Below are 24,796 nucleotides of genomic sequence, written 5' to 3' on the forward strand. Positions count from 1 at the left end.
AACGACGCATTCAGAAGCAATAGGGTGACAGGGAGCCACGCCGATGAATCCCGACAGAGAGTCCAGCCTCGCCGAGGCACCGGCCTGGCTGCCCCCGCAGCTGGTGGGTTACTGGGAGTTCCTGATCTTCCATCCTTTCGTGTTGGCGGCGCTGATCGTCGTGCTCGGCATTGGACTTGCGGTAATAGGCCGGGCGCTGGTCATGCACTGGGGTGACAAGCTGATCTCCCGCATCAGCAGGAACCTGGGCAGTCGGCTGCTGCGCATCTGCGCCAATACTGCCGCCTGGTTTCTCGCCTATCTCGCCCTGGTGCTGGCCGTTCAGGTGATCGGCTTCACCGAGCGGGCCGAGCAGATCACGATCCGCGTCTTGACGAGCCTGCTGGTCCTGCGTCTGGTCAAGGAGGCACTGAGCGCGAGTCACCTCGGCCTGGAGATACTCAGCCGAGTACGCGACCGCTACGCCATCATCGAAGAGCGCACCATCCCGCTCTTTGACCTGATGTTTACCGTGGTCATCATCGGAGCGGCCGCCTATCTCCTGCTCCAGATATGGAATATCGACCCTGCTGCCTGGCTCGCCTCCGCCGGGGTGGTGGGCATCGCCGTGGGCTTCGCCGCCCGGGATACCCTGGCCAACCTCTTCGCCGGCTTCTTCATTATCGCCGATGGGCCCTACAAGCTCGGCGACTATATCGTGCTGGACAGCGGCGATCGCGGCGAGGTGACAAAGGTGGGGATCCGCTCGACGCGCCTGCTCACCCGGGACGACGTGGAGATCACCGTGCCCAACGCGGAGATGGCCAATGCCAAGATCTACAACGAGTCGGGCGGGCGCTGGGTAAAATTTCGCATCCGTCTCGAGGTGGGGGTGGCCTACGGCTCGGACGTGGACGAGGTGGTGGAGCTTCTCGAGGGGATTGCCACCGAGCATGACAACGTCTGTAACCATCCCGCCCCGCGGGTGCGCATGCGCGGCTTCGGCAACTCGAGCCTGGATTTCGAACTGCTGTGCTGGGTCAATCATCCTTCCCAGCGGGGTCTGGTGGCCCACCAGCTCTACATGCACATCTACAAGGCGCTGGGGAGTGCCGGTATCGAGATTCCCTTTCCCCAGCGCGACATCTGGTTGCGCGATTCGGGTAAGCCGTCGTCAGAAGAGACGTGACCCTTTGCCCTGCTCAGTCTTTTACACCGCTCAGCAGGGCTCGTCGGTATCGAGTACCCAGTCGTCGCCGACGAAGTCGCTGGTGCACAGCGCGGGTTCCGGGCTGAGGATGCGGGAACCCAGCCGAGCAAGGGCGTCACGGTTGTTGCGGGAAGAAGAGGAAAGCTGCTCGGAGGCCTTTACCGGCTGCCAGTCACCGTCATGGCGGGTGGCGAGGGTGAAGGCGAACGGATGGAAGCCCGGGAAGCCGAGTCGCAGGTCAGTGGCCACCAGGGTCTCGCGGCCGTCGAGCTCGCGGGTCTCATAGCGCAGGAAGGGCCCGGCGAACCAGTCGAGCCGCCGACCGCGCGCGCTGTCGAGCGCCGTTGCTTGCAGTTCGGCGCCGCGGGTATAGGTCTCCAGCACCGGGGGATGGTCACCGTCGAAGACGCCCACCAAGGCCTCGTGGAGAAGCGCGCCTTCAGCCACCGTGACCCGCCACAGCAGGGTGTTGAAGGGAGTCGGCTGCACCAGCCGCGGTGCCTGCTGCAGGCCCTGCGCGGCGAGTACCGGTTCGATGCGCGCCTCGACCAGTTGCTTGGCCCCGACGGCAAATACCAGGTAGGCACAGGAGAGCGCCAGCCCCCAGCTGGAGGCCCGGTGCGCCCTGCCGGTGGCCAGCGCCATTCCCGTAGCCACCAGCAGCGGCAGGCTGTAGAGCGGGTCGATGATGAACACGATAGGCCAGGCCGCAGGACGCACGTCCAGCGGCCACAGGAGCTGGGTACCGTAGGTCGTCAGGGCGTCGAGCAGCGGGTGGGTCAGCAGGATGAGCCCGAAGAAGAGCCCCCAGCGGCGCAGTGAAATGTCCCGCGCCGGGGCAAGCCGCGTCGAGAGCAGCGCCAGGGCGATGGCCAGTCCTGCCAGCACGAACATCGAGTGGGAAAAGCCGCGGTGCTCGGTGAAATTGGCCACTGCATCGCCGTAATCGATGACCACGTCCAGGTCGGGTAGGGTACCGAGGGCCGTGCCGATAAGCACCGCTTTGCGGCCCAGCCGCCGGCCGAGCACGGTGCCGCCGATCGCCGCGCCCAGGGCGGCCTGGGTGACCGAGTCCATCGAGAGGTGTTCCTTGTAGCCGGAGTGCCCGACTATGATGCCACGGCCGGGATCTGGGTTCTCCTACGCTCCCCATAGACAGGATCTATCCCGACTCATAGCGAGGGGCACCGGGGATAATCCGTAGGGGAGGTCCTACGCCAGGGGTGAGAAGCACTGCTTCGAACGGGCTGGCCATGGATGGCCAGCACCGGTCCTGCAAGCGGAGCAGGACGCGAGAGCGAAGCAGGGCGTCGGTAGCTTACAGGGAGGTATTCACAGCGCCTCCCCGATGGTCCGACACGTCGGGGATTATCGACGGAACAGCCCCGAGCGACCTTGCTATATGTGATAGCTCTATTCTCAGGTCTGAACCCAGGGCGGCCTGGCTAAGAGAATTCGCGCCTGCACCGGGCAGTCTTCGCGGTGGGCACCTGGGAGGTAACCGGTACTCATCAGGAATTCACCGGTGATCTCGGGCCCGGTGAAGCGAAAGGTCCGTTTGAAGCGCTTGATCCAGTCGGCGTGGGGGAGTGGATGGTGGTGGTCGAGCCAAGCGCGCAGGCTGCCGTGTTCGGCCTGCAGCGCCTGCACCACCCCGGCATTGTGGATGGCGGCATCGACCTTGAGACGGTTGCGGATGATACCGGCATCCGCCAGTAGCCTCGCCCGCTCGGCCTCGCCGTAGCCGGCGACACGATCGATGTCGAAGTCCTCGAAGGCGGCCCGAAATGCCTCGCGCTTCTTCAACACGGTGAGCCAGGAGAGCCCCGCCTGGTTGATCTCCAGCACCAGGCGCTCGAAGAGGGTGCGGTCGTCCGTCACCGGGAAACCGTATTCGTGGTCGTGATAGGGCCCGTGGAACGGATGCCCGGGGGCCAGGTCGCAGTAATGGCTCATGCTGTCGCTCCGGGGTGGCAGTAGGGCCGGCAGATGGCCGACAATCGTGCCGACACCTTATATCGGGGAGTGCCCGTCATGACATCACCTCTACGCCTGACCCTCGCCGGCACCCTGCTGGCCGTCGCTGCCATTCCTGCCTGGGCCGAGACGCCCGTGGTGGAGGTGCACAAGGATCCGAACTGCGGCTGCTGCACCGCCTGGGCCGAGCACCTGGAGGCCGAGGGCTTCGAGGTCAGGCAGCACGAGACCCGCGACATGCGTGCAGTGAAGATCGAGCACGGTGTCTCGCCCGGGCTCGCCTCCTGCCACACTGCGGTGGTGGACGGCTACGTGATCGAGGGCCATGTTCCTGCGGCGGACATCCACCGCCTGCTGGAGGAGCGGCCCGATCTGGCGGGCCTGGCGGTGCCGGGCATGCCTCATGGCTCCCCCGGCATGGAAACGGGGCGCCAGGACGACTACTCGGTGCTGGGCTGGCGCCATGATGATCGCACGCCGGCGATCTTCAGCGAGTACACTCACTGATCTGAACTGACCCAGCGATAGAGAGGGGCTCTGGGGACAAGCCTTGGAGGAGGTCCTACGCCAGGGATGGCGTCGGTAGCTTACAGGGAGGTATTCACAGCGCCTCCGGAAAGGCTTGTCGCCAGTAAAGCCCCGTTCCACTAGATAGTTTTGCTGTAAACGACAAGGAGTTGGCCATGCAGTACCTGCACACCATGGTCCGCGTCAGCGACCTCGACGCCTCGCTGCACTTCTATTGTGACCTGCTCGGCCTGACCGAGGTGCGTCGCAAGGAGAACGAGAAGGGCCGTTTCACCCTGGTCTTCCTGGCTGCCCCGGAAGACGAGGCGCGCTCCGCCGAGCTCAAGGCGCCGGAGCTTGAGTTGACGTACAACTGGGATCCCGAGGAGTACACCGGCGGGCGTAATTTCGGCCATCTGGCCTATCGGGTCGACGACATCTATGCCCTCTGCGAGCACCTGCAGGCAAACGGCGTGACCATCAACCGCCCGCCCCGGGATGGCCACATGGCCTTCGTCAGGAGCCCCGACAATATCTCCGTCGAGTTGCTCCAGAAGGGCGAACCCCAAGAACCTAAAGAACCTTGGGCTTCCATGGAAAATACGGGTACCTGGTAATCGCCCGGGCTCGGCGTCCGGGTGGCAGACTCAATCCGGGCGCCAGGCCATCCGTCCGCTGCCCAGGAAGACGATGGCGACGGCGCCGAACAGGAAGAAGCCCTGCAGTTCCAGGGCCCAGCCGCCGTTTCCCTTGAAGGCCGTGAGCTCACCCATGTGCACCAGGAAGATGGCCACCACCATGTTGGCTGCCATCAGCAGTCCCGCCACGCGGCTGCGCCAGCCGATCAGCGCCATCAGCGGCGCCACCACCTCGCCGATCAGTACGCCGTAGGCGAGCACGGTCGGCAGGCCCTGACCGGCCAGGGTGTTGCCGATCCAGGTCAGGCTGCCCGGGTTGAGCAACTTGGTCAGTCCGTGCGGCAGCAGCAAGCCGGCCACGGTCAGTCGCAGGATCAGCTTGCCGAGGGCATCGTTGTGGAGCGCTTGGAGCATGCAGGGCCTCATGAAGGAGTAAAGAATGGGGGCGGGGAAATTGTCTCGATGCACTGGCTGGGGCAAGCTTGGCGTCCGGGAAATCGCCTCGTGTTCCAAGGAAGATATCATGATGATCAAATCGTTACGCAACACTCTGCTGCTGGTGGCCTGTGCCCTCTTGCTCGCCGCCTGCGGTGGTGGCCCGGCTCCCCGGATCGCCGACGAGCCCGTGGCTCCGCTCGAGGGCCCTGTGGTCGACAAGCGCTGGAACCTGCTGCTGATGGGCACCAACGAGCGCCTCGAGATGCCGGAGCGCCCCCACTTCGTGATCGACAGCAATGGCCGGGTGAGCGGCAGCGACGGCTGCAACCGGCTGACCGGCCGGGCCGCGCTGGGCGAGAACAACCGTATCGCGTTCTCGGACCTGGCCACTACCCGGCGCGCCTGCCCCCAGGCGGACGATGCGCAGCGCGTCACGGGAATGATGGAGAGGGCCTACCGCTACCTGATCGACCATGATCGGCTGGTGTTCTTCGGCCCCGACCAGCGGGTGCTGGGCGGCTGGCAACGCGCCAACTAGTCAAGACTGCGGGCTGCAGTGAAAACGACGACGGCCCGCTTCGGCGGGCCGCCTGTATTCACGGGGAGGGAGGCGTCACAGCGCGGCGATCTTGTCATGCTGTTCGACCAGCACCCTGCGAGTGGCCTGGCCGGCTAGGGAGCGCCAGCTTGCCGCGAGTTTCTTCGAGGCAAGCATCGTCACAGCGCGGCGATCTTGTCACGCTGCTCGACCAGCAGCCGGCGCGAGGCCTGGCCGGCTAGGGAGCGCCAGCTTGCCGCGGGTTTCTTCGAGGCAAGCATCGTCACAGCGCGGCGATCTTGTCACGCTGCTCGACCAGCAGCCGGCGCGAGGCCTGGAAGTCCGCCAGCTTGCCGCGCTCCTTCTCGACCACCGGCTCCGGGGCCTTGGCGACGAAGCTCTCGTTGCCGAGCTTCTTCTCGATACCGCCGATCAGCTTGTCCTGCTTGTCGATCTCCTTGGCCAGGCGGGCGAGCTCGGCTTCCTTGTCGATCAGGTCGGCCATGGGCACCAGCACTTCCATCTCGCCGACCAGTTGGGTGGCCGAGAGCGGCGCCTGCTCGGGGTCGTCGAGCCACTCGGCGCGCTCGAGCTTGGCCAGCTTGGCGAGGAACGGCCGGTTGGCTTCCAGGCGCCTGGCGTCTTCCTGGCTGCCCTTGGTGAGCAGTGCCTCCAGTGGCTTGCCCGGCGCGATGTTCATCTCGGCGCGGATATTGCGCACCGCGATAATTACGCCCTTGAGCCACTCGATATCGCGCGTCGCCGATTCGTCGACCAGGGTAGAGTCGCTCTCGGGCCAGGGCTGGACCATGAGGGAGTCCCTCTCACCCTGCCAGGTGCCGGCCAGTGGGGCCACGCGCTGCCAGATCTCCTCGGAAATGAAGGGCATCATGGGGTGGGCCAGGCGCAGGATCGCTTCCAGCACACGGACCAGGGTGCGGCGCGTGCCGCGCTTGGATTCGGCGCTGGCGGCTTCGTCCCACAGTACCGGCTTTGAGAGCTCCAGGTACCAGTCGCAGTACTCGTTCCAGACGAACTCGTAGAGTGCCTGGGAAGCGTGGTCGAAGCGGAATTCCTCCAGGGCCTTCGTCACCTGGGCCTCGGTCTGCTGCAGACGCGAGACGATCCAGCGATCGGCCAGCGACAGCTCGACCGGATCCTCCCCCAGGCCAGTGTCCTCGCCCTCGGCATTTATCAGCACGTAGCGTGAGGCGTTCCACAGCTTGTTGCAGAAGTTACGGTAACCGTCCAGGCGGCCCATATCGAACTTGATGTCACGACCGGTGGTGGCCTGTGAGAGGAAGGTGAAGCGCAGGGCGTCGGTGCCGTGGGGCTCGATGCCCTCGGGGAACTCGTCGCGTGTCGCCTTGGCGATCGCCTTGGCCTTCTGCGGCTGCATCAGGCTGCCCGTGCGCTTCTCCACCAGGCTTTCCAGGTCGATGCCGTCGATGAGGTCGATGGGGTCCAGCACGTTGCCCTTGGACTTGGACATCTTCTGGCCCTGGCCGTCGCGCACCAGGCCGTGCACGTAGACCTGCCTGAAGGGTACCTCGCCCATGAACTTGCCGGTCAGCATGATCATCCGCGCGACCCAGAAGAAGATGATGTCGAAGCCGGTGACCAGCACGCTGGAGGGGTGGAAGGTGGCCAGTTCCTCGGTCTGCTCCGGCCAGCCCAGGGTGCCGAAGGTCCACAGGCCCGAGCTGAACCAGGTGTCCAGCACGTCTTCGTCCTGGGTGAGCGCCAGGTCGGCGGAGAGGTCATGCTTCTGCCTGGCCTCCGCCTCGCTGCGTGCCACATAGACGTTGCCGTTCTCGTCGTACCAGGCGGGAATGCGATGCCCCCACCACAGCTGGCGGGAGATGCACCAGTCCTGGAGGTCGCGCATCCAGGCGAAATACATGTTCTCGTAGTTCTTCGGTACGAACTGGATGTCGCCCTTCTCCACCGCCTCGATGGCCGGTTTGGCCAGGCTCTCCACGGCCACGAACCATTGGTCTGTCAGCAGCGGCTCGATGACGTCGCCGGAGCGGTCGCCATAGGGCAGGGTGTTGCTGATCGTCTCGATCTGCTCGAGCAGGCCGGCGGCCTCCATGTCGGCGACGATACGCTTTCGCGCCTCGAAGCGGTCCAGCCCGGCGTAAGCCTCGGGCAGGCTAGGGTCGATATCGGGCAGCGGGCGGCCCTGGATGTCGAAGGCTTCGGCTCGGGTGAGGATAGCGGCGCTCTGGGAGAAGACATTTATCAGCGGCAGGTCCTGGCGGCGGCCCACTTCGTAGTCATTGAAGTCGTGGGCCGGGGTGATCTTCACGCAGCCCGAGCCCTTGTCCATATCGGCGTGCTCGTCGGCGACAATCGGAATGCGCCGACCCACCAGCGGAAGCTCCACGAACTTGCCCACCAGCGACGCGTAGCGGGGATCTTCCGGGTTGACCGCCACCCCGGTATCGCCGAGCAGGGTCTCGGGACGGGTGGTGGCGACGACCAGATGATCGAGGCCTGCATCGGTGGTCATGCCATCGGCCAGCGGGTAGCGGAAGTGCCAGAAGCTGCCCTGCTGGTCGCGGTTCTCCACCTCGAGATCCGAGATGGCGGTGTGCAGGGTAGGGTCCCAGTTGACCAGCCGCTTGCCGCGGTAAATGAGCTTTTCTTGATGGAGGCGCACGAAGACTTCCTGTACCGCCTTGTAGAAACCGTCGTCCATGGTGAAGCGCTCGCGCGACCAGTCGACGCTGGCGCCCATGCGGCGAAGCTGGCGGGTGATATGGCCGCCGGATTCGTGCTTCCACTCCCAGACCTTGTCGATGAAGGCCTCGCGCCCCAGATCGAAGCGGGTCTTGCCCTCCTCGGCGGCGATCTTGCGCTCCACCAGCATCTGGGTGGCGATGCCGGCGTGGTCGGTGCCCACCTGCCAGAGGGTATTGTGCCCCTGCATCCGCCGCCAGCGGATCAGGGTATCCATGATGGTGTCCTGGAAGGCGTGGCCCATGTGCAGGCTGCCGGTCACGTTGGGCGGCGGGATCATGATGGAGTAGGGCGCACCCTCGCCTGACGGGGCGAAATGGCCGTCGGCTTCCCAGCGCTCGTACCAGCGGGATTCGATCTGCTCGGGTTGGTAGGTCTTGTCCATGGGCGTTCCGGATCCAGAAATGATCACCGCCGGCCATGAGGGCAGGAGATGGTGGTGAAAAAATGGGGCTGATTATAGCGTGACGCCGGGTGAGGCGTCAGCCCGCCTGGCCCTTCAAGTGGTGGGGGGTGACCGGATAGCCGCGCTGCTTGTAGGTCTTCCAGCACTCGCGCTTGGCGGTGAGCACGTCCTGGTGCTGGTTGATGATCTCGGCGACCCGCTCGAAGCGCGAGAACCACTCGGGGATACCCGGGTGCAGGTTGAGCAGTGCCTGGGGCGGCTCGCCGACCATCGGCAGGTCCTGCCAGCCGATGGTCACCGGGACGCTGGCTTCCGCTTCGCTCCCCGACAGGGCGTGGGGCACATAGGCGTCGGCGCGGAAGGTCCAGAGCCGGTCATCCAGCTCCCTGGCCATGGCCTCGTCCTCGGCATGCAGGTGCAGCCGATAGCCCTTGCGATAGATGGTCTCGGCCAGCCGGCAGGCAAAGTCGAGACGCGCCTCCAGGGTGGTGTCAGGGAGGATGTAGAAGTCGACCTGGGTCATCTAGAGTTCGTTGCCGTTCTCCACGCTGCGTGTTTCCTCCTCACGGTCCAGCAGGTACTGGGTCAGCAGTCCCACCGGGCGGCCGCTGGCGCCCTTCTCCTTGCCGGAGGACCAGGCCGTGCCGGCGATGTCCAGGTGGGCCCAGGGGAACTGGTCGGCGAAGCGCGAGAGGAAGCAGGCGGCGGTGATGGTGCCCGCCGGACGGCCTCCGATATTGGCCAGGTCGGCGAAGTTGGAGTCCAATTGCTCCTGGTACTCGTCCCACAGCGGCAGATGCCAGGCGCGGTCCCAGGCGGTCTCGCCGGCATCAAGCAGGTCCAGCGCCAGGTCATCGTCGTTGGCGAGCAGGCCTGTGGCATGGTGGCCCAGGGCGATGATGGCAGCACCGGTGAGGGTAGCGATATCGACCACGCTGGCCGGCTCGAAGCGCTCGGCATAGGTCAGGGCATCGCACAGCACCAGGCGACCTTCGGCGTCGGTGTTGAGCACCTCCACGGAAAGTCCCTTGAGGGTCTTGATGATGTCGCCGGGCTTGGTGGCGCGGCCGTCGGGCATGTTCTCGGCGGCGGCGACGATGGCCACCAGGTTGATCTTCGGCCTGATGGCCAGGATCGCCTTGACGGTGCCGAACACGCTGGCGGCCCCGCACATGTCGAACTTCATCTCGTCCATGGCCTCGCCAGGCTTGAGCGAGATGCCGCCGGTGTCGAAGGTGATGCCCTTGCCGACCAGCACATGGGGCGCCTCATCGGGGCTCTCGGCGCCCTGGTACTTCATGACGATCAGCCGCGAGGGCTGCTCACTGCCGCGGCCTACGGAGAGCAGGCTGTGGGCGCCGAGGCGCTCCAGGGCCTCCTCGTCGAGGATCTCCACGGACAACGCTCCGTCGGCGGCATGGCCCAGCGCTTCGGCCTGCTCGGCCAGGTAGCTAGGGGTGCAGACGTTGCCCGGCAGGTTGCCAAGCGTGCGGGTGGTGGCCACCCCCTGGCCGATGGCGTCCCCGATGCGCCCGCCCTGGCGGGCCGCCTCGGCATCGCCCTGCTCGCTGACCAGCAGGGTGATGCGGGAGAGCTGCGGCACGGGCGCCTTCTCGGACTTGAACTCGTCGAAGCGGTAGACGGCGCGATGGGCCGCCTCGGCCACCATGCGGGCCTTCCAGTCGCAGGCGCGCTCAGGCACCGGTACGTCGGTGAAGGCCACGGCAACGTCCTCGACGGGCAGTGCCGCCAGGGCCGTGAAGGCGGCATCGAGCGCCTTGCGGAAGGCCCCTTCCCGGCACTTGTCGCGCTCGCCGAGGCCCACCAGCATCAGGCGGTCGCCATTGAGTCCCGGGGCGAAGGGGACCATCAGCACATTGCCCAGTCTGGCGTCAAAATCACCGCGCTCGATCAACTGGCCGATCAGCCGCTCGCTGACATCGTCGAGCTTGGCGGCAGCGGGCAACAGTTCGCCGTCCTTGAACACCGGTACCACGAGACAGGCCGTCTCGGCCTTGGCGGGATTGGCCGTCTGGACAGGGAATTCCATGGTGACTCCACAAGACAAGCGATGGGGGATTCTGGATAATGCCGGCACGTTGCCGAGTGATGCCAGTGTACCCAAGGCAAGGCGTCATTGCATGGAAGATGGCCGGCCCCCTGGGGTGCCGGACCGGGAGACAGCGTTGATCATATTCCGTTATCTGACCCGCGAGATCCTGCTGACCATGGCCGCCGTGGCGGGTGTCCTGTTGCTGGTGATCATGGGTAGCCGCTTCATCCGCTACTTCTCCAATGCCGCCGAGGGTGATATCCCGGTGAGCATCCTCGGCACCCTGATGCTCTTCCACCTGCCGGGGTTCCTCGAGCTGATCCTGCCGCTGGCGTTCTTCCTGGGCATCCTGCTGGCCTATGGCCAGCTCTACCTCAACAGCGAGATCACCGTCCTGGTGGCCTGCGGCACCAGCCCCAACCGCCTGCTGCAGGTCAGCCTGGTGCCCGCAACCCTGGTGGCGATCCTGGTGGGGCTGTGCAGCCTCTGGCTGACGCCGGCCGGGGCCCTGCAAAACGAGGTGCTCCTCGAAGAGCAGCGCAGCCAGATCGACTTCTCCGCCCTGACACCGGGACGCTTCCAGGACTTCGGCGGCGGGCGCACGGCTTACACCGAGGCCATGAACGAGGACCAGAGTCGGATGCAGGAGATCTTCATCAGCGAGCGGCAGTCGCGTGGCGACGAAACCCCGGAGAGCGTGGTGACCCGGGCCGAAACCGGCTACCAGACCGTCGATCCGGAGACCGGCAGCCGCTTCCTGGTACTCGCTGACGGCAAGCGCTACAGCGTCGACCCCGGCCGGGCCGAAGCCGAACGGCTGGCGTTCGGCACCTATGCGGTGCGCCTCTCGGGGGCGGCCGAGAGTCCCGACCTCGATGTGCCCGAGTACGCCACCACATCGGCGCTGTTCAGCGATGACGCCCTGCCGGCGCGGGCCCACCTGCAGTGGCGGCTGGGCCTGCCGCTGATGGTCTTCATCCTGACCCTGCTGGCCATGCCGCTCTCCCGGGTCAATCCGCGCCAGGGGCGCTTCGCCAAGCTGTTGCCGGCCATCTTCCTCTATGTGGCCTATCTCAGTCTGCTGCTGGCGGCGCTGGACGCCATCGGTCGCGGCAACTGGCCGGTGGCGGTGGGGATGTGGCCGATTCATGGTGGCTTCCTGGCCATCGGCCTGGCGATGATGGTCCGGGCTCAGCACAAGGGAATGAGCGGATGATCAACGACCGGCTCGATCGCTATATCGCCCGCAACGTGCTGGGAGCCATTATCGTGGTGCAGGTGCTGCTGCTGGGCCTGGACCTGGTGATCACCTACATCAACGACCTCGGCGACGTGGAGGGCGACTATGGTGCCTTCCAGGTACTGCTCTACCTGCTGATGCGCCTGCCCTGGCGCTTCTATCAGTACGCGCCCGTGGGGGTACTGATCGGGGCGCTGATCGGCCTGGGCAGCATGGCCTCGAGCAATGAATTGACGGTGATGCGAGCCGCTGGACGCTCGCTGGTACGGATCCTCTGGAGCGTGATGAAGCCGATCATCCTGGTGATTCTGATCGTGCTCGTCATCGCCGAGTTCGTCAGCCCGCGTACCGAGCAGTTCGCCAGCGCCTGGCGCCTCCAGCAGATGCAGGGCGAGGGGGCGGTACTCACCGAGCGCGGCGGTTGGCAGCGTGAGGGCGACAGCTTCTATCGCTTCGGTGCCATCCGCGCCGATGACACCGTGCTCGACCTGACCCGCTATCGCTTCGAGGACAAAACCCTGCGCGAGGCGACGAGCGCCCGGCGGGCGGTGTGGCGCGAGGATCGCTGGGAACTGGAGGATGTGGCGGTGACCCGCTTCCATGAGTCGCGCACCGAGGTTGAGCGCCATGACACCCGTGTCTGGGAGACCGCCATGACGCCGGACCAGCTCAGTCGGTTGCTTCGTGACGTGGAGAGCCAGGCACCCAGCGAGCTATGGGCCTATGCTCGTTACCTGCGCGATCAGGGCCAGCAGGCGACCCAGCCGCTGCTGTATTTCTGGCAGAAAATGCTGATGCCGCTGACCATGGCGTCGCTGGTGCTGGTGGCCGCTTCCTTCGTGTTCGGTCCCCTGCGGACCGTGGCCGCCGGCACCCGGGTCTTCTACGGGGTGATTACCGGCCTGATCTTCAAGTACGTGCAGGACTTGCTGGGTCCGGCCTCCACGGTATTCGGCTTCTCGCCGGTCTGGGCAGTACTGGCCCCGACGCTGCTGTGTGCCGGGCTGGGGTTCTATCTATTGCGCCGTACAGGCTGAACAGAGGGATTCATGCAACGCCGCTTCGACCAACTCGACGATATCTGGCCGGCCGGCCTCGGTCGGCGGCTGGGCGCCATGTTCTACGATGGCCTGCTGGTGCTGGCGATCTGGATTGTCATGGTCTCGGCCCACCTGGCCGTGGTCCGGCTGGTGCTGGAGGTGCCGGCTGAGCAGGTGGGCACGGGGCTCGCCCAGGTGCTTTCGCTGCGCCTGCTGCTGGCGGTCAGCGCCTTCGCCTTCTTTGCCTTCTTCTGGACCCGCGGCGGCATGACGCTGGGCATGCAGGCCTGGCGGTTGCGAGTTCAGACTCGAGATGGCTGCTCGATCACCGCTCTGCAGGCGCTGCAGCGTTACCTAGTGGCCGCCATTTCGCTGGCTGCCTTCGGCCTGGGGTATCTGTGGATTCTCGTCGACGGCGAGAAACGCAGTTGGCCGGATATCGCCTCGGGTACTCGGGTGGTGGTCCTTCCCAAGCGCCGTTGAGTTGAGTGTCGCGGTTTGCCAGAGCTGAGCTCGGACATTTTTTTGCGGGAAACTGCTTGCGATCATCCATGCGAATCATTTACATTTAGTTCATGATCAGCGTGAGGTGATGTTATGTACGTCTGTCTCTGCAAGAACGTGACCGACCACCGGATCCGAGGGGCCGTGGAGAGCGGTGCGCGCAGCTGGCGTGAGGTCCAGCAGGCAACGGGGTGCGGGACTCAGTGCGGCAAATGTGCCTGCACCGGCAAGGACATCACCCGCGAAGCGATCCGGGATGAGCTCAGGGCTTCGGCCGAAGGACTCGCCTACGCTGTCTGATGATAATCACTATCGTTCGCTTTTGTTTTAACAAGCCCATGATTTTATTGAGTTTCGCATGACATTGCCTAGACTGTTCGGGTACGGGCTGGCCAGGCTCTGATGGCCGTGCCAAGCTAGTAGTCAGCCCCCTGACAATCATGATCGAGGTAATGAGATGAAAGGCGACAGCAAGGTTATCGAACATCTGAACACTGCACTCGGCAACGAGCTGGTAGCCATCAACCAGTATTTTCTGCATGCCAAGATGTACAAGGACTGGGGCCTGAAGGCGCTAGCCAAGTGGGAGTACGATGAGTCCATCGAGGAGATGCAGCACGCCGACAAGCTGATCGAGCGTATCCTTTTCCTTGAAGGCGTGCCCAACCTCCAGGACCTCGGCAAGCTGCACATCGGCGAGAACGTTCGCGAGATGCTTGAGAGCGACCTGAAGATCGAGCACGAAGGCCGCAACGACTACATCGAAGCCATCACCTACTGTGAGCAGGTCAAGGACTACGTCACCCGCGACCTCTTCCGGGACATCCTTGCCGACGAGGAAGGCCATATCGATCACATCGAGACCGAACTCGGCCTTATCGACAAGGTGGGCATCGAGAACTATATGCAGCGTCAGATGCAGGAGGCCGGCGAGGAGTAACGTTCAACCTCGATCGATTCCCGGTCCCCGACGAGAAGCGCCCCGTGGCCTTGGCCGCGGGGCGCTTCTGCGTCAGGTGAAAGCCTTCTCCAGGGCAAAGCGCGGCACGGGCTCGCCCTGGACCTCGACGGTTTCCAGGAACATGTCCAGGGGGCGGACCCAGAGGCCGTAATCGCCGTAGAGGGCGCGATAGGCCACCAGTTTCTCCTCGGTCTCGCTGTGCCGGGCAACGCCGAGCACCTCGTAGAGCGGGCCCTTGTAATGACGATAGATCCCGGGGCGGGGGAGATTGTGTTCCATGGGAGTACTCCTCTGGTCTCAAGGGCATGGTCGCAAGGGCGTGATCTCAACGGCATGATCTGACGCGTGGGCTCAGGGCGTGGTGTGAGTCTGTTTCGCCAGCCGGGCCAGCACCCGGGCGGCGGCCGCGAAGCCGAAGCTGCCGGTGACGAAGGTCGCCGCCCCGAAGCCCGAGGCGCAGTCGAGCCGGGTGGCCTCCCCCTCGGCGGGCCTCTGGAAGCACACTTCGCCGTCGCTGCCCGGGTAGACCAGCTGCTCGTCCGAATAGATGCACTCCACGGAGAAGCGCCGCTTCGGATTACGCGAGAAGCCGAAGTCGCGACGCAACCGGGCACGCACCTTGGCGAGCAGCGGGTCGTGCTCGGTGCGGGTCAAGTCAGCCACCCGGATGCGGGTCGGGTCGGTCTGGCCGCCCGCGGCACCGGTCACAGTGATCGCCAGCTTGCGACGCTTGCACCAGGCGATCAGCGCCGCCTTGGCGACCACGCTGTCGATGGCGTCCACCACATGGTCGGCATCGTCGGGGATGCGCTCGGCGAGGTTCGTGGGGGTCACGAAGGCGGTGTCGGCCACCACCTCGATGCCCGGCTGGATGGCCCGGCAGCGCTCGGCCAGCACCTCCACCTTGGGGCGGCCGATGGTGCCATCCAGGGCGTGCAGCTGGCGGTTGACGTTGCTGACGCAGACGTCGTCGAGATCGATCAGCGTTAGCTTGCCGATGCCGGAACGCGCCAGCGCCTCCACCGTCCAGCTGCCCACGCCGCCCACGCCCACCACCACCACATGAGCGCGGCGGAAACGCTCGGCGGCGCGCTGGCCGTAGAGCCGGCGGATACCGCCGAAGCGGGCGTCGTGGTCGTCCAGGGCAGCGGCGGGGGAGGTAAAGGTGGCGGAGTCGGTCATGGCATCATGCTCGAGCGGTCGAGTGTCGGGTCGGCGCCGGCAAGTGGCCCGTCCAGCCGAAGCGCTCGAAGAGCCTCGTCATGCAGGCATCCAGGGGGCAGCAGAGGTCGAGGCGCTGGCCACTCACCGGGTGGTCTAAGGCCAGGCCCACCGCTGCCAGCAGCAGGCGCGGGCATTCCAGACGTTCGGCGAAGAAGCGGTTATGGTTGCCCTTGCCGTGCTTGGCATCGCCGATGATCGGATAGCCACGCCGGGAAAGATGGCGGCGGATCTGATGGCGGCGTCCGGTCTGTGGCCTTGCCTCGATCAGCGAGTAGCGGCTCTGGGGATAGCGATCCACCCGGACCGGCAGCTCGACGCTGTCGAGCCGGCGGACCTCGGTCACCGCCTCCATGGCCGGCATCTCGGCCTTGGGGCGTCGGCCATCCTCCTCCCGCAGCGGGTAGTCCAGCCGTTCCTGTTGCGGGCCGATGCCCCGCACTACCGCCAGGTAGCGTTTCTCCACCTGGCGCGCTGTGAAAGCCTTTTGCAGGCCTGCGGCGGTCTCGGGGTCGAGCGCGAAGACGATCACCCCGGACGTGGGGCGATCCAGGCGGTGGACCGGGTAGACCCGTTGGCCGAGCTGGTCGCGCAGCTGTTGCACCAGAAACTCGCGCTCACCGCGGGCAAGCGCGCTGCGATGCACCAGCAGGCCGGCCGGCTTGTGCACGGCGACCAGGTGGTCATCCTGATGGAGAAGACTCAGTGCGGGTGTCATCGGAGCATCGTCACGGGATCGAGGGGGCGCCATTGTCGCTGTCCGACGCCCTGCTGTCATCCCGCCCGTGCCTTGTGGTAACCGCGAAAGTCCGGCGAGAGATCAGCATGGCCGCTAGGCTGTTTGACATGAGAGTTCGTCTACGTCTGGGGACCCTGCTGATGGCGCTGGGCCTGCTCCCTGCGCTGCTGTCGGGATGTGCCAGCCTGGCTCGCCACCACGAAGCCATGCTGGTGCTGGGCGACCTGTCAGCGGGCAGCGAGGAGAGCCGGCTTAAGCGTCGTACCGAGGCGCCCCGCCGGGAAGGGGTTGAGTACGTACGGCGGGGTCGCGCCTACCGGGCGGATGTCTACCATCCGCTTGAGCCACGACGGGGGTCGCTGATCCTGGTGCATGGCTTCACCGAGCAGGGCCGTCGCGACCCGCGCCTGGTGGCACTGGCGAGGACCCTCGGCCGGGTGGGGTTCAGGGTGATGGTGCCGGAACTCGACGGCTTGCGGGACTACTCCATCAGTACTCGCGAGGTGCAGGCAATCGTCGATGCCGTCCACTATGCCACCCGAACGGGATCCCAGGCGCCGTCGCACACGGCGCTGGCTGCGGTCAGCTTCGCGGTGGGGCCGACGTTGATCGCTGCCATGGATCAGGAGGTGGCCTCGGCGGTGAGCTTCGTGGTTGCCGTGGGCGGCTACTACGACATGACGGACCTGCTGCGCTATGTCACCACCGGTGAAGACCGTGGCGGGAGCGCACGGGAGGCACCTCCGCCGCAGCGGGAGGCGCGCTGGGCCGTGTTGATGAGCCAGCTTCACTGGCTGGAAGATGCCCAGGACCGGGCACTGCTGGAGAGCATCGCTCGGCGCCGGCTGACGGATCCCGAGTCCTCGGTTCGCGACGAGGCCCGCCGGCTGGGGCCATCGGGGAGCGCGCTCTATGAACTGGTGACCAATGAGGATCCGGGCCGCATTGAGGCGCTGATCGACAAGTTGCCGCCAGCGCTGGTGAAGGAGCTCGAAGCGCTGGACCCCTCGCGGCAGCCGCTCGACAGGTTGCACGCCAGACTGGTACTGATCCACGGCCCGCAGGATCGAGTGATTCCGATCAGCCACAGCCGGCGCCTGCGCGATGCGCTGCCGCAGGGTCAGGCTCGCCTCTTCGAGACCCAGGCGTTGCAGCACGTGGCGGTGTCGCCGGACTGGCGGGACGGCTGGGGCCTGTGGCGCGCGCTGGTGCATGTACTGGCCCTGGGCGAGGACAAGGGCGAGGACGAGTGACGCTGCTGGTGTTCCCGGCGGGCGCCACCATGGTCGGCTCGCCTTGCGCTGCACAAGTCGTCATGCTGGAGGGACTTCTGCCTGGAGCCCGACCATGAAGCATTCGCCCCCCTACCATCTCGCCGCCACCGTGCTGCATGGCTTCGACGAGTACCGCTCGCGCTTCAAGCAGATTACCGCGGATGCCAGCCGCCGCTTCCGGGATGCCGCCTGGCGCGAGGCCCAGAAAGCCTCAGCGGAGCGCATCGACCTCTATGACGAGAAGGTACAGGAAACGCTGGCCAGGCTGAGACGTACCTTCGATGCTGAACTGCTGACCAGCTTCGATTGCTGGCGGGAGGCCCGGCAGCATTACGCCGAGCTGATCGACCAGCGGTTGGACTACGAGCTGGCCGAGACCTTCTTCAACTCGATATTCTGCTCGCTCTTCCATCATCGGCATATCCACAACGACTGGATGTTCGTCTACAGCTCCCGTGAGCGGGCGGCTCACCACTCTGGTCTTGAGCTGTGCCGGCGCCAGCGGGTGGGTGGTGATTGGGCCGCGGGCTTGCGCTGGGCCCTGGGCGAGGCGCGTTTCGAGACACCCTTCGTCGATCTGGAGCACGATGCGGCCCTGGGCAGCGAGATGCTCCATCGACTGCTGCCCAGCACCATCCTCGAGGACCCCGATGCCGAGATCGAACTGATCAAGAGTGTCTTCTACCGCAACAAGGGTGCCTACCTGGTCGGTCGAGTGCTGGGCGATGGCCAGCAGGTGCCGCTGGTGCTGCCGGTGCTGCACGAGGAGGGCGAGGGGCTGCACCTGGATACCGTGCTGATCGAGCAGGATGAGGTCTCGATCATCTTCTCTTTCACCCGCGCCTACTTCCAGGTCAAGGTAGTGGTTCCCAGCGAGTTCGTGCACTACCTCCAGGAGCTGATGCCCGACAAGCCCCAGGGCGAAATGTATGCCGCCATCGGCTTCTTCAAGCACGGCAAGACCGAGTTCTTCCGGGCCCTCAACCGGCAGGTGGCTCGGCGCGAGGACAAGTTCATCATTGCCCCTGGGGTGCGTGGCATGGTCATGGCGGTCTTCGTGCTGCCGTCTTTCCGGACCGTGTTCAAGATCATCAAGGACCGCTTCGACCCGAGCAAGGACATGAGCCGCGAGAACGTCCGCGAGAAGTATCGTATGGTCAAGCGCCATGACCGCGTGGGTCGCATGGCCGATACCCAGGAGTTCTCCAACTTCATCGCCCGCCAGGATCACTTCGACCCCGAGTGCTTGGCGCACCTGCTGGAGGTGGCTCCCTCGACCGTCTATCTGCGTGGCGACAAGGTGATCATCAAGCACTGCTATACCGAGCGCATGATGATCCCGCTCAACCTCTATCTCGAGCAGTGCGACGAGGCCGAGACCCGGGCGGTACTGAAGGATTACGGCAACGCCATCAAGCAGATGGCCGCCGCCAACATCTTTCCCGGCGACATGCTGCTCAAGAACTTCGGCGTGACACGCCACGGCCGGGTGGTCTTCTACGACTACGACGAGGTGTGCTATCTCACCGAGTGCAACTTCCGGCACATTCCCGAGCCGATGTACCCGGAGCAGGAGCTGGCCGACGAGCCCTGGTACTCGGTGGGTCCCCATGATGTCTTTCCCGAGGAGTTTGGTCCTTTCCTGTTCGCCGACGTCAGGTTGCGCAAGCTCTTCTACCAGCTCCACCCGGAACTGTTCGACGCCGACTACTGGAAGGGGCTACAGCAGGCAATCATCGACGGACGGGTGATCGACGTCTATCCCTATCGCAACAAGCAGCGCTTCGCCGGGGATGACGACAACGGCCTGGTTCACTAGGCTTTGGTATTCGGGCTTTTACGCTTGCGTGCGACAAGGCCGTTTTTGTGATTCTCATGCAGTGCCCTGTGGGCACCGCAAGGTTGTCACGGCGCGCTATGCTGAAAGCGACCGAGGTGGTTTGCTTCGCTCTCAACCCCAAGGAGAACGCCCATGTTGGACCTCATCTCCCACCCGGCGGACCATGTCGTGGCGATGAAGGCGAGTGGTGTCGTAACAGCCGAAGAGCTTCAGCGCGCCATCGATGCCATCGAGGCCGCCAAGCGGGCCCATCCCAAGATTAGCCTGATGGCCGAGCTCGACGGCCTGCGCTGGATGACGCTGCCGGCGCTGATGAAGGATATCGGCTATGGCCTGACCCAACTCGGCGACCTCGATCATTATCACCGAGCCGCCGTGGTCACCGACCAGTCGTGGGTGAAGCATATCGCCCACCTGGAAGAGCGATTGTTCAAGGTCGTGGAGATCGGCACCTTTGCCAAGAGTGATCATGCCGCCGCCATGGCCTGGGTCGGTGAACTGCCCAAGGACGACCATGAGGATCCCGAAGAGGAGGGCTATCACGGGGCGTAAGATGGCGTTGTTGAACAGTAATGGCTATCAGGCGCTCGAGTAGTAGCCTTAGGAGAGGGAGGTGAACAATGGCGGAGCATCGTGTGCCGCATCTGGTGGTGTTCACCGGGGCGGGCATCAGTGCCGAGAGCGGCATCCAGACCTTTCGGGCCAGTGATGGCCTCTGGGCCGATCATGCCATCGAGGATGTCGCCACGCCCGATGCCTGGCGACGCGATCCCGAGCGGGTGCTGCGCTTCTACGACATGCGCCGCGACCAGGTGCGCCGGGCCAATCCCAATGCTGCCCACGAGGCCCTGGCAGCACTGGAGAAGCAGGGCTTTCGGGTCAGCATCATCACCCAGAACATCGATGATCTGCACGAGCGGGCCGGCTCCCGCCATGTCCTCCATCTGCACGGCGAGATCGTCAAGGCGCGCTCTTCGGTCGATCCGCGCATGCATTACCCGCTGCCCTGCGGCGGCATAGCCCTCGGCGATCTGTGCGACAAGGGCAGTCAACTGCGCCCGGACGTGGTGTGGTTCGGCGAGAGCGTGCCACACTTCGGTGCGGCCTGCGAGATCGCCGGGCAGGCCGACCTGCTGCTGGTGGTCGGTACCTCGCTCGCCGTGATGCCCGCGGCCTCTTTGCTCGAACATGCTCCCCTAGACGCCCCCTGCGTGCTGGTCGATCCCGAGGCGAATGCCCTGGTCCCTCCTGGTGTTACGGCGATCAGCCAGCCTGCCGGCAAGGGGGTTCCGGCGCTGGTGCGACACTGGCAAAGCGAGGGGCGTCTATGGCTGCCGGAGGCGGTGTTGGAGGAGTGAAGTGGTGAGCCATGCTAGAATGCCGGCCCTTTCAGTTCCGGGACCATGCGCTACATGCAGGACGACACCTTCCACGACGCCGGCATCGATCGCGACCCGGCCACCGGACTTTCCAGTGACCCCGCAACCGGTCTTTCCAGTGACCCCGCAACCGGTCATCCACGGCCGCCGCGCCGAGAGTTCAAGGCCCGGGGCAGCTTTGTCAGCCGCTGCAAGGGCTGCAACCTGCCGGTGCTCAACTGCCTCTGCCCCTATGCGGTCGGCGCCGAGAGCGAGGCGAGGGTGTGGCTGCTGACGCACTCCATGGAGCACAACAAGCCCACCAACACCGGGCGCTTGATCCGCGACGTGCTGCCCGATACCGAGGTATTCACCTGGTATCGCACGGTGCCCGACGAGCGCCTGCTGGCACTGCTCGAGGATAGGCGCTACGCGCCCTTCGTGATCTTTCCCGATGACCAGCCCGACTACGCCGAGCGGGTGGTGGGCATCGACGCCGTGGCCGAGGCCAAGGCGGCGGGCCATACCCCGGTCTATCTCCTGCTCGATGGCACCTGGCGCCAGGCGCGGCGTATCTTCCGCAAGAGCCCCTACCTGGATGCCTTGCCGGTGCTGCCGTTATACACCCAGCGGCTGACCCGCTATCGACTGCGCAAGCCGGCTTCCGTCGAGCACCTGTGTACCGCGGAAGTGGCCGCTGAGCTGCTGCGGCAGGGCGGCGACGAGGATGCCGCCGAGGCCCTGGACGACTACTTCGATGCCTTCAATGACAGCTACGCCGCCAGCCGGCGCCACGAGAAGCTCGAGGCGCCGACGGCGGCGATGCGGCGCCTGCTGGTGCGCCGGGATGAGGGATAGAGAGGCCTGATCAGCCGAACAGTGCCCCGGCGATGCGGAAGCCGGCGATCCAGGTGCCGGCGGCGGAGCCGATGGTGGCGGTCAGGAACACCAGCAGGGTGCGCGAGACCCGGTTGCGCCACCAGCCCTTGAGCTCGGTGACGTCGTGGCGCAGGGTCGAGAAGTCCCGCACCTTGGGCTTGCGCATCCACAGCTCCACCCCGGCAGCGACGAAGCCGGCGCCGATGGTGGGATTGAGCGAGGTCAGCGGGGCGGCGAAGAAGGTCGCCACCACCGTGACCGGGTGGGCTAGGGCCACCAGGGTGGCCGCACCGGAGAGTACACCGTTGATCAGGAACCACTCCGCCACCAGCTGCCAGCCCAGCTCGGTGTTGCGTGAGAAGCCGATGGCAAAGCCGGTCAGCACCAGGGCGGTGATCGCCCAGGGTAGCGCCCGCCAGATCCGCGATGGCGGCGGGGTGGCATCGAGAGCCTCGCGCTCCGCGGCGGGGTCGGCGGGCAGAGGTTGCTCCAGCTGTTCGGCGATGCCTTTCATGTGGCCGGCGCCGATCACCACCAGCACGTGCCGATAGCGCCCCGGGCCGGCGTCCTCGGCCAGCCGCAGCACCATGTAGCGGTCCCGTTCGGTGATCAGCGGCGTGTAGAGAGACGCCGACTCGGCGGCGAACTCGCTGAAGGTGGACTCAAGGACGTCACCCTCCTTGAGTCGTTCGATCTCCTCGGCGGAGACCTGCTGGCGCGACAGCACGCTGCCGAGCAGCCCCGAGAACAGCGAGAAGCGCTGCCACCAGGGCACATTGTGGTAGATGCGCTTGAGGGTGACGCCCACATCTCGGTCGATCAACAGCAGTGGCAGGCTGGCGTCACGGCTCTCCTCCAAGGCAGCGCGCATTTCGGCACCGGGCTCGATGCCCGACTGCTCGGCCACCCGCTGCTGGAAGGCCCCTAGCGCCAGGCTGGCTGCCACCATGCCGGCCTTGCCTTGGCGAAAGATCTGGAACAGGTCCTGTTCGCCCATGGCATCGGGATGGGTGAGGCTGTGGTGGCGCGAGTCACACAGCTCGATGGCCACGGCGTCGAATTCGCCCGAACGGATCAGCTCACGCACGTCTGTGGCACTCTCGGCGGAGACATGGGCGGTGCCCAGCAGGGTGTAGCGGGTCTCGCCCACCTGCACGACCCGGCGCGGGCCGCTGGTGGTGTCGTCCTGGCGGGCGGTGATCACGGAGTCCTGGGAGTCGGTCATGGACGCTCGGGCAGTAGGAATGAGAGGGCGATTATCCACGAAGCCTGCCGGCGGGCCAATCCGCACGAAGCTCCGCGTGGCGTTTGATCGCTCATCTGCGCCAGAAGGCCGGGGTAAAGAGCACCAGCACGGTGAATATCTCCAGGCGACCGAGCAGCATGGCCACCACCAGGATCCACTTGGCCAGGTCCGGCAGGTCACCGTAGTGGGCGGACGCCTCGCCCAGCGCCGGGCCCAGGTTGTTGAGCGCCGAGCCCACGGTGGACCAGGCGGTGACCTGGTCGACCCCGGTGGCCATCACGCCCACCAGCATCAGGAAGAACAGCATCACGTAGGCCGAGAAGAAGCCCCACACCGCTTGGGCGATGCCGTCCGGCACGCTGACCTTGCCGATCTTCACCGTGATCACCGCATTGGGATGTATCAGGCGCATCACCTCGCGCATGCCCTGCTTGAGGATCAGGATGATGCGGATCACCTTCATGCCGCCGCCGGTGGAGCCCGAGCAGCCGCCGACGAAGGCCGCAACGAACAGCAGGAAGGGCAGGGCGCCGGGCCAGGTGGAGAAATCCGCTACGGCGAAGCCGGCGGTGGTGGCCACCGAGACCACCTCGAACAGCGCATGACGCAGCCCTTCGGTGGTCGAATAGGTGTCGGTCAGCCACAGGGAAACGGCGGTGATCATCGTTAGCCCGGCGAGGAAGAGCATCAGGAAGCGTGCTTCGGGGTCCTGGAAGTAGTGCATCAGGCTGCGCTGTCTCCAGGCGACGAAGTGCAGGCTGAAGCTGAAGGCCGAGATCACCAGGAAGCCGGTGCAGATCAGCTCGATAGCGGCACTGTCGAAGTAGCCGATGCTGGCGTCATGGGTGGAGAACCCGCCGATGGCAACGGTTGAGAAGCTGTGCCCAAGAGCGTCGAACCAGTCCATGCCGGCCGCCATGTAAGCCAGCATGCAGGTAAGGGTCAGGGTGGCGTAGATGTACCACAGCGCCTTGGCCGTTTCGGTGATGCGCGGGGTCAGCTTGGAGTCCTTCAGCGGGCCCGGGATCTCGGTGCGGTAGAGCGCCATGCCGCCGACCCCCAGGGTCGGCAGGATGGCGACGGCCAGTACCACGATCCCCATGCCACCCAGCCACTGCAGCTGCTGGCGGTAGTAGAGAACCGCCTTGGGCAGGAAGTCGATGCCGGTGATCACCGTGGCGCCGGTGGTGGTCAGGCCCGAGAAGGACTCGAAGACGGCGTCGGTCAGGGTCAGGGCCGTGTCGCCGGTGAGCATCAGCGGCAGCGAGCCGAACAGCCCCAGCACGCTCCAGAACAACGCCGCGATCAGGAAACCGTCGCGCGTGCGCAGCTCCTTGCGGGCGTGGCGGTTGGGGAGGTACAGCACCGCGCCGGTAACGACGGTGATGACGATGGCCACTGCAAAGGCTTCCCACATGCCGTCGGCGAACAGCAGCGAGATCAGGATCGGCGGCACCATGGTCAGGCTGAACATCATCAGCAGCAGGCCCAGGATGCGCAGGATCATGCGCAGGCTCATGGGAAAGCTCTCCTCGGGTCGCCGGTGGTCTCGCGCCGCACCATCAGAAGAACGTCAACCCGACCTGGAAGAGCCGCTCCACGTCACGCAACCGGCGCTTGTCGATCACGAACAGGATGACGTGATCGCCGGACTCCACCACCACGTCGTCATGGGCGATCAGCACTTCCTTGCCGCGCACCACGGCGCCGATGGTGGTGCCCTGGGGCAGGTCGATCCCGCCGATGGTGCGTCCCACCACCTTGGATGACTGGGTGTCGCCGTGGGCGATGGCCTCGATGGCTTCGGCCGCGCCGCGGCGCAGCGAGTGGACGTTGACGATGTCGCCGCGCCGCACGTGGGTCAGCAGGCTGCCGATGGTGGCCTGCTGGGGGGAGATGGCGATGTCGATCTCGCCGCCCTGCACCAGGTCCACGTAGGCGGCGTTGTTGATCAGCGTCAGCACCTTCTTGGCGCCCATGCGCTTGGCCAGCATCGACGACAT

Annotated in this window: 26 protein-coding genes; 14 read left to right on the forward strand and 12 right to left on the reverse strand. The window is 65.4% G+C overall.

Translation table 11 applies throughout. The features are described 5' to 3' along the window. The first annotated feature begins 43 nt into the window (after nt 1-43). Nucleotides 44-1,168, forward strand: coding sequence for a mechanosensitive ion channel family protein (locus BMY30_RS11140; protein WP_089713630.1), 1,125 nt, complete (start codon nt 44-46; stop codon nt 1,166-1,168). 30 nt (nt 1,169-1,198) lie between these two features. Here the strand turns inward: BMY30_RS11140 and BMY30_RS11145 are convergent, their stop codons facing one another. After that, the gene (locus BMY30_RS11145) at nt 1,199-2,266 is read right to left on the reverse strand and encodes a metal-dependent hydrolase (protein ID WP_089713632.1); all 1,068 of its coding nucleotides are present in this window, start codon (nt 2,264-2,266) and stop codon (nt 1,199-1,201) included. 342 nt (nt 2,267-2,608) lie between these two features. Further along, nucleotides 2,609-3,145: a DNA-3-methyladenine glycosylase I gene (locus BMY30_RS11150; RefSeq protein ID WP_089713634.1), complete on the reverse strand. Its 537-nt coding sequence runs from the start codon at nt 3,143-3,145 to the stop codon at nt 2,609-2,611. A gap of 78 nt (nt 3,146-3,223) precedes the next feature. Here BMY30_RS11150 and BMY30_RS11155 point away from each other — a divergent pair, with 78 nt between their 5' ends. Together BMY30_RS11155 and BMY30_RS11160 are read left to right on the forward strand one after the other, a co-directional pair. Continuing rightward, the gene (locus BMY30_RS11155) at nt 3,224-3,673 is read left to right on the forward strand and encodes a DUF411 domain-containing protein (protein ID WP_089713636.1); all 450 of its coding nucleotides are present in this window, start codon (nt 3,224-3,226) and stop codon (nt 3,671-3,673) included. 176 nt (nt 3,674-3,849) lie between these two features. Next, complete coding sequence (locus BMY30_RS11160) at nt 3,850-4,290, forward strand: VOC family protein (RefSeq protein ID WP_089713638.1); 441 nt, start codon at nt 3,850-3,852, stop codon at nt 4,288-4,290. A gap of 30 nt (nt 4,291-4,320) precedes the next feature. Here the strand turns inward: BMY30_RS11160 and BMY30_RS11165 are convergent, their stop codons facing one another. Beyond that, the gene (locus BMY30_RS11165; protein WP_089713640.1) at nt 4,321-4,725 is read right to left on the reverse strand and encodes a DoxX family protein; all 405 of its coding nucleotides are present in this window, start codon (nt 4,723-4,725) and stop codon (nt 4,321-4,323) included. 112 nt (nt 4,726-4,837) lie between these two features. Here BMY30_RS11165 and BMY30_RS11170 point away from each other — a divergent pair, with 112 nt between their 5' ends. Further along, the gene (locus BMY30_RS11170; RefSeq protein WP_089713695.1) at nt 4,838-5,287 is read left to right on the forward strand and encodes an META domain-containing protein; all 450 of its coding nucleotides are present in this window, start codon (nt 4,838-4,840) and stop codon (nt 5,285-5,287) included. A gap of 283 nt (nt 5,288-5,570) precedes the next feature. On the opposite strand, the gene BMY30_RS11175 is transcribed toward BMY30_RS11170, so the two are convergent. From BMY30_RS11175 to BMY30_RS11185, 3 genes are all read right to left on the reverse strand, one after another. Next, complete coding sequence (locus tag BMY30_RS11175; RefSeq protein WP_089713642.1) at nt 5,571-8,417, reverse strand: valine--tRNA ligase; 2,847 nt, start codon at nt 8,415-8,417, stop codon at nt 5,571-5,573. 97 nt (nt 8,418-8,514) lie between these two features. After that, a complete protein-coding gene (locus BMY30_RS11180; RefSeq protein ID WP_089713645.1) occupies nt 8,515-8,961 on the reverse strand; it encodes a DNA polymerase III subunit chi in 447 nt (148 codons plus the stop codon). Then, a complete protein-coding gene (locus BMY30_RS11185) occupies nt 8,962-10,488 on the reverse strand; it encodes a leucyl aminopeptidase (protein ID WP_089713647.1) in 1,527 nt (508 codons plus the stop codon). A gap of 136 nt (nt 10,489-10,624) precedes the next feature. Between BMY30_RS11185 and lptF the strand changes: the two genes are divergently transcribed. The 5 genes from lptF to bfr all read left to right on the forward strand — a co-directional run bounded on the left by lptF (nt 10,625) and on the right by bfr (nt 14,215). Next, nucleotides 10,625-11,707: an LPS export ABC transporter permease LptF gene (gene lptF, locus BMY30_RS11190; protein WP_170840125.1), complete on the forward strand. Its 1,083-nt coding sequence runs from the start codon at nt 10,625-10,627 to the stop codon at nt 11,705-11,707. Then, nucleotides 11,704-12,768, forward strand: a complete 1,065-nt coding sequence (gene lptG / locus BMY30_RS11195; RefSeq protein WP_089713651.1) for an LPS export ABC transporter permease LptG — start codon at nt 11,704-11,706, stop codon at nt 12,766-12,768. The genes lptF and lptG overlap by 4 nt, the downstream gene beginning before the upstream one ends. 12 nt (nt 12,769-12,780) lie before the next feature. Continuing rightward, entirely contained in the window at nt 12,781-13,254 is a 474-nt protein-coding gene (locus tag BMY30_RS11200) for an RDD family protein (RefSeq protein WP_089713652.1), read from the forward strand. A 114-nt stretch (nt 13,255-13,368) separates the two neighbouring features. Then, nucleotides 13,369-13,575, forward strand: a complete 207-nt coding sequence (locus BMY30_RS11205; RefSeq protein WP_089713654.1) for a (2Fe-2S)-binding protein — start codon at nt 13,369-13,371, stop codon at nt 13,573-13,575. Nucleotides 13,576-13,732: 157 nt separating this feature from the next. Further along, nucleotides 13,733-14,215 carry a bacterioferritin gene (gene bfr, locus BMY30_RS11210; protein ID WP_089713657.1) on the forward strand — a complete coding sequence of 161 codons (483 nt, stop codon included), beginning with the start codon at nt 13,733-13,735 and terminating at the stop codon, nt 14,213-14,215. Nucleotides 14,216-14,287: 72 nt separating this feature from the next. On the opposite strand, the gene BMY30_RS11215 is transcribed toward bfr, so the two are convergent. From BMY30_RS11215 to BMY30_RS11225, 3 genes are all read right to left on the reverse strand, one after another. Then, nucleotides 14,288-14,515 (reverse strand): DUF1653 domain-containing protein, encoded by a 228-nt coding sequence (locus tag BMY30_RS11215; protein ID WP_089713659.1) that lies wholly within the window; start codon nt 14,513-14,515, stop codon nt 14,288-14,290. A 72-nt stretch (nt 14,516-14,587) separates the two neighbouring features. Next, nucleotides 14,588-15,418 carry a tRNA cyclic N6-threonylcarbamoyladenosine(37) synthase TcdA gene (gene tcdA / locus BMY30_RS11220; protein ID WP_089713661.1) on the reverse strand — a complete coding sequence of 277 codons (831 nt, stop codon included), beginning with the start codon at nt 15,416-15,418 and terminating at the stop codon, nt 14,588-14,590. A gap of 4 nt (nt 15,419-15,422) precedes the next feature. After that, nucleotides 15,423-16,175, reverse strand: coding sequence for a pseudouridine synthase (locus BMY30_RS11225; protein ID WP_089713663.1), 753 nt, complete (start codon nt 16,173-16,175; stop codon nt 15,423-15,425). A gap of 128 nt (nt 16,176-16,303) precedes the next feature. On the opposite strand from BMY30_RS11225, the gene BMY30_RS11230 reads away from it, so the two are divergent. From BMY30_RS11230 to BMY30_RS11250, 5 genes are all read left to right on the forward strand, one after another. Continuing rightward, nucleotides 16,304-17,449, forward strand: coding sequence for a hypothetical protein (locus tag BMY30_RS11230; protein WP_139195515.1), 1,146 nt, complete (start codon nt 16,304-16,306; stop codon nt 17,447-17,449). 94 nt (nt 17,450-17,543) lie between these two features. Beyond that, a complete protein-coding gene (aceK, locus tag BMY30_RS11235; RefSeq protein ID WP_089713669.1) occupies nt 17,544-19,289 on the forward strand; it encodes a bifunctional isocitrate dehydrogenase kinase/phosphatase in 1,746 nt (581 codons plus the stop codon). A 153-nt stretch (nt 19,290-19,442) separates the two neighbouring features. Beyond that, a complete protein-coding gene (locus tag BMY30_RS11240; RefSeq protein WP_089713671.1) occupies nt 19,443-19,862 on the forward strand; it encodes a SpoIIAA family protein in 420 nt (139 codons plus the stop codon). A gap of 68 nt (nt 19,863-19,930) precedes the next feature. Beyond that, complete coding sequence (locus BMY30_RS11245; RefSeq protein ID WP_089713672.1) at nt 19,931-20,668, forward strand: SIR2 family NAD-dependent protein deacylase; 738 nt, start codon at nt 19,931-19,933, stop codon at nt 20,666-20,668. Between the two features lie 54 nt (nt 20,669-20,722). Further along, complete coding sequence (locus tag BMY30_RS11250; RefSeq protein ID WP_089713697.1) at nt 20,723-21,526, forward strand: tRNA-uridine aminocarboxypropyltransferase; 804 nt, start codon at nt 20,723-20,725, stop codon at nt 21,524-21,526. Nucleotides 21,527-21,536: 10 nt separating this feature from the next. Here the strand turns inward: BMY30_RS11250 and BMY30_RS11255 are convergent, their stop codons facing one another. The 3 genes from BMY30_RS11255 to BMY30_RS11265 form a co-directional block, all read right to left on the reverse strand. Beyond that, complete coding sequence (locus BMY30_RS11255; RefSeq protein ID WP_089713674.1) at nt 21,537-22,772, reverse strand: TraB/GumN family protein; 1,236 nt, start codon at nt 22,770-22,772, stop codon at nt 21,537-21,539. A 91-nt stretch (nt 22,773-22,863) separates the two neighbouring features. Next, nucleotides 22,864-24,312, reverse strand: coding sequence for a TrkH family potassium uptake protein (locus tag BMY30_RS11260; RefSeq protein ID WP_089713677.1), 1,449 nt, complete (start codon nt 24,310-24,312; stop codon nt 22,864-22,866). 43 nt (nt 24,313-24,355) lie between these two features. Continuing rightward, nucleotides 24,356-24,796, reverse strand: a 441-nt coding sequence (locus BMY30_RS11265; protein WP_280140892.1) for a TrkA C-terminal domain-containing protein, incomplete at its 5' end; no start/stop codon positions are given.

Origin of the sequence: Halomonas daqiaonensis (assembly GCF_900109725.1) — a bacterium.
GTDB classification, from domain to species: Bacteria; Pseudomonadota; Gammaproteobacteria; order Pseudomonadales; family Halomonadaceae; genus Halomonas; species Halomonas daqiaonensis.